We start from the raw sequence: 9,893 nt of genomic DNA, 5'->3' as shown, positions 1-9,893 counted from the left end.
AGATTAAATTCCGAAACCCCAATTGCGAAAGCAGTTGGGGTTTTGTTTTGCCTGGGCGAAAAGTACCCGGGGAAATGCATGTCCGTTATAAGTTAAATAAAGTTACACGAAAGTGACTTAGCAGTTTTGGTATGGTGCAGCTCGTTTTTTACGGACTGTTTCCAAGCTTAGGGATCGGTATCTTTTTTCACAGAGTTGCTTGAGAAATGCCCGGCCCCATCCCGATCAAAGACCACGAAAAAGAATCCCGTCTGGTCAACAAAAGACTGATGGCTTGTGCTTTTTTCGTCGTCGCGATTACCTGTGCATTGGTGGTGCGTTTGTACGTGCTGCAGGTCGTCGAATTCGACTATCACTCCACGATTTCCGAGAACAATCGCGTCCATGTCCTGCCGATCACGCCTACCCGTGGCATGATCTATGACCGCAATGGCGTGGTGCTCGCGGACAATCGGCCCAGCTACAACCTGACCATCACCCGCGAACGCGCTACCGACGTCAATGAAGAGCTGGATGAGGTGGTCAACCTTCTGCATTTGCCCGCTGAAGACCGCACGCTGTTCGACAAGGCGATGAAACAAGCACGCCACCCGTTCGTGCCCGTAACGCTGTTCTATGAGTTGAGCGAGGAGCAGATCGCGGTGCTCGCGGTCAACGAGTTCCGCTTACCGGGCCTGGATGTCGAGCCGCAGTTCGTTCGACACTACCCACTTGGCGAGCACTTCGCTCATTCGGTTGGCTACGTAGGACGTATCAACGAGAAAGAATCCAAGGCGCTGGATACGGTTGAGTATCGCGGCACCCAATCCATTGGCAAGACCGGGATCGAAAAATTCTACGAGTCACAGCTGCACGGCCATGTCGGTTACGAGGAAGTCGAAACCAATGCCCAGGGTCGTGTCCTGCGCGTGCTCAAGCACACCGATCCGGTTCCCGGGGAAAACATTGTCCTGAGTCTCGACGTCAAGCTCCAGGAAGCCGCGGAACAAGCCTTGGGTGATCGCCGCGGCTCAGTCGTCGCACTGGATCCTTCGACCGGCGAAGTGTTGGCCATGGTCAGCAATCCAAGTTTCGATCCGAACCTGTTCGTCACCGGTATCAGTTCCAAGGAATACTCGACGCTGCGTGACTCGATCGACCGGCCGCTGTTCAACCGAGTGCTGCGCGGCCTCTACGCACCGGGCTCGACCATCAAGCCTGAAGTCGCGATCGCCGGACTCGACGCCGGCGTTGTCACGCCACAGACCCGAGTCTTTGATCCGGGTTACTACCAGCTCCCGGATTTCGATCACAAGTACCGCAACTGGAACCACAGCGGCGACGGTTGGGTGGATATGGACGCGGCGATCATGCGGTCCAACGACACCTACTTCTATGACCTAGCGCACAAGCTGGGCATCGATCGTTTGCACGACTACATGGCAATGTTTGGCCTGGGTGAGAAAGTTTCCCTGGATATGTACGAAGAATCGTCAGGGTTGATGCCATCCCAAGCCTGGAAGCGCGCCACGCGCCGTCAGCCTTGGTTCCCGGGGGAGACGGTCATCCTCGGTATCGGCCAGGGCTACATGCAGGTCACACCACTGCAGTTGGCCCAGGCGACGGCGCTGATCGCCAACAAAGGGGTGTGGAACCGACCGCATCTGGCGATGACCGTGGACGGTGTTGCACCGGTGGACGAGCACCCGATGCCAAACATTCTGCTCAAGGACCCCCGTGACTGGGAGCAGGTAAACCACGGCATGCAAATGGTCATGCACGATGCGCGCGGAATTGCACGCGCCGCAGCGGCAGGCGCGCAGTATCGCATCGCCGGCAAAAGCGGCACCGCGCAAGTGGTGGCGATCAAGCAGGGCGAGCGCTATAACCGCGAGAAGACCCGTGAGCGCAACCGCGACAATGCCTTGTTCGTCGGGTTCGCCCCGGCAGAACACCCGAAGATCGTAATTTCGGTCATGATCGAAAACGGTGAAGCCGGTGGCCGGGTTGCAGGACCTGTGGTGCGGCAGATCATGGACGCATGGCTGCTCGATCAGGACGGTCATCTCAAGCCGCAATACGCTACACCCGGTAAAGCTCCCGGCGATCCCCACGTCTGACGCTGTGCCAACTGGCGGAACAAGCGCCCTACGGCACTTGCCATTGCCCTGACGTTAACGTAAAGATTGCTCCAGGGCGCCGATGTTTGAAGGCGCAGGGCGGATGACCCGGAGCGCTTGATGACGCTAATAAAAACAAACTCCCCCAAACTGCATCGCGAAGCCCGGCTGGCCAGGGAAAAGCTGCATCTGGAAGGCGAAGTGCCGGACGGCGTCCTGCGGGCGGAAATCGATGCTTCGTGGCGGCGCAGTCTCAGCCATGGTGTGCATTTCAATGCCAAGCATGAACTGGCACTGGAATCGAGCACGAGCGTGGACGTGTTGCTGGCGAGCAATCGCTTGCTGATCGACGCTGCACTGCCGGCCATCGATTATCTGGCCGAGCGTCAGGGCAAGGATGGCTTGATCATCCTGGCCAATTCCGATGCCACCATTCTTGCTGTCGAAGGGCGCGCCGACCGCCTCAAGGGCAGCGGCCTGCAGGACATTACCCTCGGTGCCTGCTGGAGTGAAGCCGCCCGGGGCACCAATGCCCTCGGCACTGCGCTGGTGGAAGCCCGGCCAACCCTGATCGATTGCGGCGAACATTACCTGGATCGCCTCAGTGACTTTTCCTGCACTTCGGTGCCCATTCATTGTCCGCAGGGTGACATCCTCGGCGTCCTTGATCTGACCCGCGAAGGCCCGCTCGGCCGCGCCCACGACAGCACCGCGTTGCTGGCCATGGCTGTCAGCCAGATCGAGAGCCGGGTGTTCAACGCCAGTTATCCGGACGAAATCGTCCTGGCATTCCACAGCCGTCGGCAATACCTCGAATCCCCTTGGCAGGGCCTGTTGGCAGTGAGCCTCGGCGGACAGATCCTTGCGGTCAGCGCGCAAGCCTGCCAGTTGTTGCATGCCGAGCGTTCGGCACTGGTAGGCCGACGTTGCGAAGAGTTTCTTGGTGTCGATGGCCTTCAATTGCTGGCACGCCTGCATCAAGGTGGCGCCGGCAGCCTGCAAACCGCCAAAGGCGAATTTTTCTACAAGACCCTGCGTGCGCCGCAACGCACGATCAATGTCAGCACTCCACCGCGTAGCGTGGCCAAAACCGCTAAAGCCCAACCCCAACCCGATCTCCAGTCTTTGGCTGGCAGCAATGCCCGCTACGCCCGCGCTTTGCGCATGGCCCGACAAGGCCTGGCCAACGAGCTGCCGGTGTTGCTGCTGGGCGAAACCGGCACAGGTAAGGAAGTCATCGCCCGCGCCCTGCACATGGCCGGTGCCCGTTGCGACAAACCCTTCGTCGCGGTGAATTGTGCGGCCATCCCCGAAGGTCTGATCGAGTCCGAACTGTTCGGCTATCGCGAAGGCGCGTTTACCGGCTCGCGTCGTGGCGGCATGGTCGGTCGCTTGCAACAGGCCCATGGCGGTACGTTGTTTCTCGATGAAATCGGCGACATGCCGCTGGCCTTGCAGGCTCGGTTGTTGCGGGTACTGCAAGACCGCAAGGTGGCGCCGTTGGGTGCTGGCGAAGAACAGGACATCGACATCGCGCTGATCTGCGCCACTCACCGTGACCTCAAGCGCCTGGTAGAGGAAAAGCACTTTCGCGAAGATTTGTTTTACCGGGTCAACGGCATCAGCGTCATGCTCCCCGCTTTGCGCGAGCGCGAGGATTTCGCAGGGCTGGTCAGTCGCATGTTGAGCAAACTCGATGCGCCTGACGTCGTCCTGCATGACGATCTGGACCGCGTGCTCGCCGGCTACCACTGGCCGGGTAACATCCGTCAGCTGGAGATGGTTCTGCGCACCGCGCTGGCCATGCGCGAGCCGGGAGAAACAGTGCTGACCCTCGACCACCTGCCCGACAGCATGCTCGATGAATTGACCGCGACTGAACGTCCGCAAGCCGGCAGTATTCGGGAAAACGAACTGGAGATGATCCGCCAGTCCCTGGACAGCCATCAGGGCAACGTCTCGGCCGCCGCTGACGCCTTGGGTATCAGCCGCGCGACCCTTTATCGCAAGCTCAAGCAGCTGCGCTCGTGATGCAGCGCCTGATCGTTCGGCTGATCGACAGCCAGAACCCCGAGGCCCTGCAAGCGGCGTTGCGATGGCTCTACAGCTTCGTGCGTCCCCATCGACTGGCGATTGCCGGACTACTGGGCTTGTCGGTGTGCGCCTCGGCGCTGGTACTGGTGCAGCCCTGGTTGACCAAGCTGCTGATCGACGATGGTTTGCTGGCACGCGACTTCCCGATGCTGGTGCTCATCGCCGGGTTGATGATCGTCGCCGGATTGCTGGGCACGGCGCTGTCGGGCATCAATCGCTACCTGCACACGCGGTTGTCCGGGCGCATGCTGTTTGCCCTGCGCGATGACCTGTATCGGCATTTGCAGACCCTGTCGCCGAGCTTCTACGGGCAGCGACGCATCGGCGATCTGATGTCTCGTCTTGATGGTGACGTGGCGGAGATTCAGCGCTTTGCCGTGGACTCGCTGTTCTCGGCGGTGTCCAGCGTGATCGGGCTGGTGGTGGCGGTGGCGATGCTGCTGACCTTGTCCTGGAAACTCTCGTTGCTGGCGTTGGTGCTGATTCCCCTCGATGTGCTCTGGCTACGCTGGATGCGGCGCAAGGTCGAGCGCGATGTACGGCAGTTGCGCGAACGCTCGGCGGATATGTCGTCGTTCATGGTCGAGACGTTGCCGGTGATGAAATTCATCCAGTCCGCCGGTCAGCAGCAACGTGAAGCGAGACGTCTGGAGACGCTGGGGCAGGGCTACATGAGCCAGTTGCTGCGCCTGCAAGTCACCGAGTTTTTCACCCAGGCCGTGCCGGGGACGTTGACCTCGCTGTCCCGCGCCTGTGCGTTTCTGATTGGCGGCTATTGGGTGGTGCAGGGCACCTGGCAACTCGGTGCGCTGATCGCGTTTTCGACGTATCTGGGCATGGCCGTCGGGCCCGTGCAAAGTTTGCTGGGACTGTATGTGGCGATTCAACGGATGACCGTCAGTCTTGGTAGGGTGATGGAACTGCGAGGTGAAGAGCCGACCGTGTTCACCCCGGCTGCACCGAAGCCGATGCCTGCTTCTGGCGAGCTGCGTTTCGAGGATGTGCACTTCAGCCATCCCGGTCGGCAGACTACGTTGCGCGGAATCGAGGCGCATATCCCCTACGGTTTGAAAGTTGCCCTGAGTGGTGGCTCCGGGGCCGGCAAATCGACCCTGATCGACCTGCTGCAGCGGCACCATGATCCGCAGTCGGGCCGTGTGCTGTTGGGCGAAGTCGATCTGCGTGAACTGGACCTGTTCCAACTGCGGCGACGCATCGCCGTGGTCAGTCAGGACATCGTACTGTTTCGTGGCAGCCTGGCCGACAACCTCGCTTACGCGGTGCCGGATGCCAGTCGCGAAGCGATTGCCGAAGTGGCACGGTTGGCGCAGCTCGACAGTCTGATCGCGTCCTTGCCCGAAGGTCTGGACAGTCCGCTGGGTGAGCGCGGCCAGCAATTGTCCGGGGGCCAGAAACAACGCATCGCGATTGCCCGCGCGCTGTTGCAGGACCCTCTGATCCTGGTACTCGATGAAGCCACTTGCGCGGTGGATGAAGCCACCGAACGTGAAGTGATCGAGGCCATCGACCGCTTGTTTGCCGGGCGCACGCGCATCTTGATCAGCCATCGTCCCTCAACCCTGGCCGATGCCGATTTGCGCTTTGAATTGCAAGACGGCGTGCTGGTTTCGAAAGCGGTGCTGCATGAAGCCTGAGCCTAATGAAAACTGAGTTGCGTATCGGTGTGGTGGACAGCGGACACTCGGCAGCGCAACGGGTGCAGGTCGTGGCCGGGCGCAGGTTTTCACTGGTCGAGGACGGCCTGGCCGAAAGCGACTTGCGCGAAGATCCCTTGGGCCACGGCAGCGCAGTGATCGAAGCCATTGGGCGACGCGCACCGTCGGCGCAGTTCTGCGTGGCGCAGGTGTTCGATCAGCGCGGCGTCACCAGTGCCTTGCAGATCGCCTCGGCGATTGACTGGCTGGTGACGCAGGACGTGCGCCTGATCAATCTGAGCCTCGGCTTGCGTCAGGATCGCAGCCTGTTGCGGGCGGCCTGTGCCGCAGCGGTAGCGCGTGGCGTGCTGCTTTGCGCATCCAGCCCGGCCCAGGGCGAAGGCGTGTATCCGGCGAATTACCCACAGGTGCTGCGAGTGACCGGCGATGCCCGCTGCGCCGAACTCGAATGGTCGTGGCTCAACAGCGCCCAGGCGGATTTCGCCGCGTGTGTCCACGGCACTTATCCGGGGCAGTCGGGGGCCAGTCTCGGTTGCGCGGCATTGAGCGGACACATCGCCGGATTCCTGGTGGAACAGCCCGGGGCGAGCAATGCACAAATCATCGAGTGGCTGCGGCAGAACGCTCGTTATCGCGGACCGGAAAGGCGCTTCTGAGCATGACGATGATTGTCGTTTTGGGTGCCGGGCCTGCGGGTGCGGCGGTGGCGCTGGGATTGCGGCGGCTGGGTCATGCCGTCACGCTGGTCAGTGAGTGGCGCCGGTTTGCGGCGCTCGAAGGTGTGTCTGTACGGGTTCTCGACGCCTTGCGCGGCGCGGGGTTGCATCAAGCGCTGGCGAATGCTGCGTTGCCGTCACAACGGCAAGTGAACTGGAACGGTCGGCAACACGCGCAGAACATCGAGTTTTTGCTGGATCGTCCGAGCTTCGATCGCGGCCTGCGCGAAGACTTGCGCACCGCCGGTGTTTCGCTGATCGAAGGCCGAGTAATGGGCGTCCAGGCGTCACCGTCCGGGCATTGCATCCAGATCGAAGGACAGGAGGCGTTTAGCGCCGATTTTCTGGTGGATGCCCGCGGGCGTCAGGCGCCCGCCCTTGGCAAGGGGATGCGCGGGCCGGAGACGGTCAGCCTGCTCAATCGCTGGCAAGGCTCGCCCGGCAAGACCGCCAGCGCCGTGGAAAGCCTGGCGGACGGTTGGGCGTGGATGGCGCGACGGGCCGACGGTCATTGTTATTGGCAATGGACGGTGGACGTCACCAGTGCCGAGTTGCCAGGCAAAGCGATGTTGCTCGAATACTGCCGACAGCGGCGCCGGGCATCGGCGGTGGCTCGAGCATTTTTCGCCGATCAGGTTGAAGTCGATTTGCAGCTGCATGCCCGCAGCAGCACCGCGATCCTCAGCCCGCAGGTGTGTGGCGAAAACTGGATTCGCGTGGGGGATGCGGCGATGGCAGTGGACCCGCTGTCGGGCAACGGCATCTTCCAGTCCCTGTCGTCAGCGTTACAGGCGCCGGCGGTGATCAACACGTTGCTGCACAAACCCGAGCGCGCGGCGCTGGCCAAGCGTTTTCACCAGCAGCGCGTGGAACAGTTGTTTTTGCGTTTTGCGCGGATTGGCCGGGACTTCTATGCCGATGAGCAGCGTTGGTCCGATCAGCCATTCTGGCAGGCGCGGCAGCAATGGCCGGATGCCGAGGTGGCCCATGCCGAGGCGGATTTCGCTGCGCTGAGGATTGAGCGGGCGCCGGTGTTGTGTGATGGCTTTGTCGATGAAGCCGAGGTGGTGATTACAGCGGATCAGCCGTTGGGGATCTGGCATGTGCAGGGCGTTGAGCTGGCGCCGTTGGTGCGGCGATTGAAGCAAGGCGAACCTGCAGAGCAAGTGTTGGCGGGGTTGACGGTGGAGCAGGGGCGGGTGGTTCGGGGGTGGCTGTTGACTCAAGGGTACAAACCTTGAGTTTGATCGTTCCCACGCTCTGCGTGGGAACGCCGCCAGGGACGCTCCGCGTTCCACTTCAGAAGGTGACGCAGAGTGTCACGGGATGCATTTCCACGCAGAGCGTGGGAACGATCAGTGGGTCACGGGTGCCACAAATTACAACTTGATCAACACCGACTTCAGCTCGGTGTAATGCTCAATCGCCGCATACCCCATCTCACGCCCGACCCCCGACATTTTGTAGCCACCAAACGGCAGTGCCGGGTCCAGGGCGCTGTGGCAGTTGACCCACACTGAACCGGACTTGATCCGCGGAATCATCCGGTGCACCGCTGCCAGATCATTGGACCAGATGCTTGCGCCCAGTCCATAAGGGCTGTCATTGGCCATGCGCAGTGCATCGGCTTCGTCGTCGAAGGGAATCGCCACCAGTACCGGGCCGAAGATTTCTTCCTGCACCAACGAGTGCTTCTGATCGACGTCGACAATCACCGTCGGCTTGACGAAAAAGCCCGGCCCGAATTGCTCACCACCGCAGGCGATGGTGGCGCCGCTTTCCCGGCCTTTTTCGATATAGCCGTAGACGCGCTCCTGTTGACGTGCCGAAATCAGCGGCCCCATCTCAACGCTCGGGTCCAGGCCATTGCCGAGCTTCATGGCATTGGCGATACCGGCGATGTCGGCCACCACATTGTCGAAATGCTTGCGCTGCACATACAGGCGCGAGCCAGCGCAGCAGACCTGTCCCTGATTGAAGAAAATTGCGCTGGCAGCACCGGCTGCGGCGGTTTTCAGGTCGGCGTCGGCCATGACGATGGTCGGTGATTTTCCGCCCAGTTCCAGCGTCACCCGGGTCATCGAGTCCATGGCGATCTTGCCAATCTGCTTGCCCACGGCGGTCGAGCCGGTGAAGGTCAGTTTGTCCACCAGCGGGTTATGGGTCAGGGCGGAACCTGCGGTGATGCCGGTGCCGGTGACGACGTTGAACACGCCTTCCGGATAGCCCGCTTCCAACACCAGTTCGGCGAGTTTCAGTGCGGTCAGTGGGGTTTCATCCGCAGGTTTGAGCACCACGGTGCAACCGGTGGCCAGGGCCGGGCCGAGTTTCCAGCAGGCCAGCAGCAGCGGGAAATTCCAGGCGACGATGGCACCGACCACGCCCACCGCTTCACGACGGATGAAGCTGTGAAACTGGTCGTTGGGCATCAACGGTGCCGACACGTCGACTGTCGAGCCTTCGATCTTGGTCGCCCAACCGGCCATGTAGCGCAGGAAGTCGATGGCCAGTTGCACGTCCATCACTTGGGCGACGGCGGCGCTTTTGCCGTTGTTCAGGCATTCCAGCTGCGCCAGCAGTTCGGCGTCGCGCTGCATCAGGTCGGCGAGTTTCCATAGCAGGTTCTGTCGCTCACGGGGGCGGGTGCGGGTCCAGGCGGAATCATCGAATGCCTGGCGGGCGGTGAGTACGGCGCGGTCGACATCGTCCGCGGTGGCTCGCGGCACCAAGCACAGCACCTCGCCGGTGGCCGGGTTGTGCAACGGCATGGTCTGGCCGTCGGCGGCTGCGACCCAGTCACCGCCGATGAGCATGCGCGGGGCACGCTGGATGAATGCCGAAGTGGCTGGAAGCAGGTTTGGAAGCGACATGATGAAACCTCGTCTTGTTCGTTGTGACGAGGTCTTTCGCAATGGCTGTGCCAGTTGTGATTTTTTGGCCCGAAGGCCCTGTTTGTCGGGGCGTCACAGATTCTCTGCGGATCATCCCGTGATCGATAAACGTCGCAAATTGCGACGAACTGAGAATCTCATCTCCTCTGTAGAAGCGAGCCTGCTCGCGAAAAACGTCCAGGCAACCAGTGCAGCCAGACACCCAACGTTATCGTACGTCCATCGCAAGCCGGCTCGCTCCTACAAAGGCTGCAGCTATGCTTGTCTCAGGTTGCAACAGCTGTCGCGAAATAGAACGTGCCCGCCGTTGATATGCCCGTCGAAAATCCAGGTAGATTATGGCAAGTCATTGATTCAAAGAGTTATTCATAAGCTGGCACGCTCCGTGTATTGCTCATCGCAGACGTTTCTCTTGCC

6 protein-coding genes are annotated in these 9,893 nt (G+C 61.1%); 5 read left to right on the top strand and 1 reads right to left on the bottom strand.

What is annotated here, in order from left to right; all coding sequences use genetic code 11:
* Positions 1-206: 206 nt before the first annotated feature.
* From mrdA to D8U18_RS13795, 5 genes are all read left to right on the top strand, one after another.
* A complete protein-coding gene (gene mrdA, locus D8U18_RS13815) occupies positions 207-2,099 on the top strand; it encodes a penicillin-binding protein 2 (RefSeq protein WP_131107819.1) in 1,893 nt (630 codons plus the stop codon).
* Between the two features lie 120 nt (positions 2,100-2,219).
* Positions 2,220-4,130 (top strand): sigma-54-dependent Fis family transcriptional regulator, encoded by a 1,911-nt coding sequence (locus D8U18_RS13810; protein WP_130906116.1) that lies wholly within the window; start codon positions 2,220-2,222, stop codon positions 4,128-4,130.
* Positions 4,130-5,848 (top strand): ABC transporter ATP-binding protein, encoded by a 1,719-nt coding sequence (locus tag D8U18_RS13805; RefSeq protein ID WP_130906117.1) that lies wholly within the window; start codon positions 4,130-4,132, stop codon positions 5,846-5,848. Before D8U18_RS13810 ends, D8U18_RS13805 begins: the two co-directional genes overlap by 1 nt.
* A gap of 5 nt (positions 5,849-5,853) precedes the next feature.
* The gene (locus D8U18_RS13800) at positions 5,854-6,525 is read left to right on the top strand and encodes a S8 family serine peptidase (RefSeq protein WP_056856926.1); all 672 of its coding nucleotides are present in this window, start codon (positions 5,854-5,856) and stop codon (positions 6,523-6,525) included.
* 2 nt (positions 6,526-6,527) lie between these two features.
* Positions 6,528-7,826 (top strand): tryptophan 7-halogenase, encoded by a 1,299-nt coding sequence (locus D8U18_RS13795; protein ID WP_131107818.1) that lies wholly within the window; start codon positions 6,528-6,530, stop codon positions 7,824-7,826.
* A 138-nt stretch (positions 7,827-7,964) separates the two neighbouring features.
* Here D8U18_RS13795 and D8U18_RS13790 read toward each other — a convergent pair whose 3' ends face one another.
* Positions 7,965-9,455: an aldehyde dehydrogenase family protein gene (locus tag D8U18_RS13790; RefSeq protein WP_131107817.1), complete on the bottom strand. Its 1,491-nt coding sequence runs from the start codon at positions 9,453-9,455 to the stop codon at positions 7,965-7,967.
* Positions 9,456-9,893 lie beyond the last annotated feature (438 nt).

This window comes from Pseudomonas sp. Sample_10 (genome assembly GCF_004321495.1).
GTDB lineage: Bacteria > Pseudomonadota > Gammaproteobacteria > Pseudomonadales > Pseudomonadaceae > Aquipseudomonas.
Note: the sequence above shows the minus strand (reverse complement) of the source record. Positions and strands in the feature narration are given on the sequence as shown.

Excerpts from the sequence above, each read along its gene's own strand:
- mrdA (WP_131107819.1), top strand. The coding sequence starts at position 207 with ATGCCCGGCCCCATCCCGATCAAAGACCACGAAAAAGAATCCCGTCTG.
- D8U18_RS13810 (WP_130906116.1), top strand. The coding sequence starts at position 2,220 with ATGACGCTAATAAAAACAAACTCCCCCAAACTGCATCGCGAAGCCCGG.
- D8U18_RS13805 (WP_130906117.1), top strand. The coding sequence starts at position 4,130 with ATGCAGCGCCTGATCGTTCGGCTGATCGACAGCCAGAACCCCGAGGCC.
- D8U18_RS13800 (WP_056856926.1), top strand. The coding sequence starts at position 5,854 with ATGAAAACTGAGTTGCGTATCGGTGTGGTGGACAGCGGACACTCGGCA.
- D8U18_RS13795 (WP_131107818.1), top strand. The coding sequence starts at position 6,528 with ATGACGATGATTGTCGTTTTGGGTGCCGGGCCTGCGGGTGCGGCGGTG.
- D8U18_RS13790 (WP_131107817.1), bottom strand. The coding sequence starts at position 9,455 with ATGTCGCTTCCAAACCTGCTTCCAGCCACTTCGGCATTCATCCAGCGT.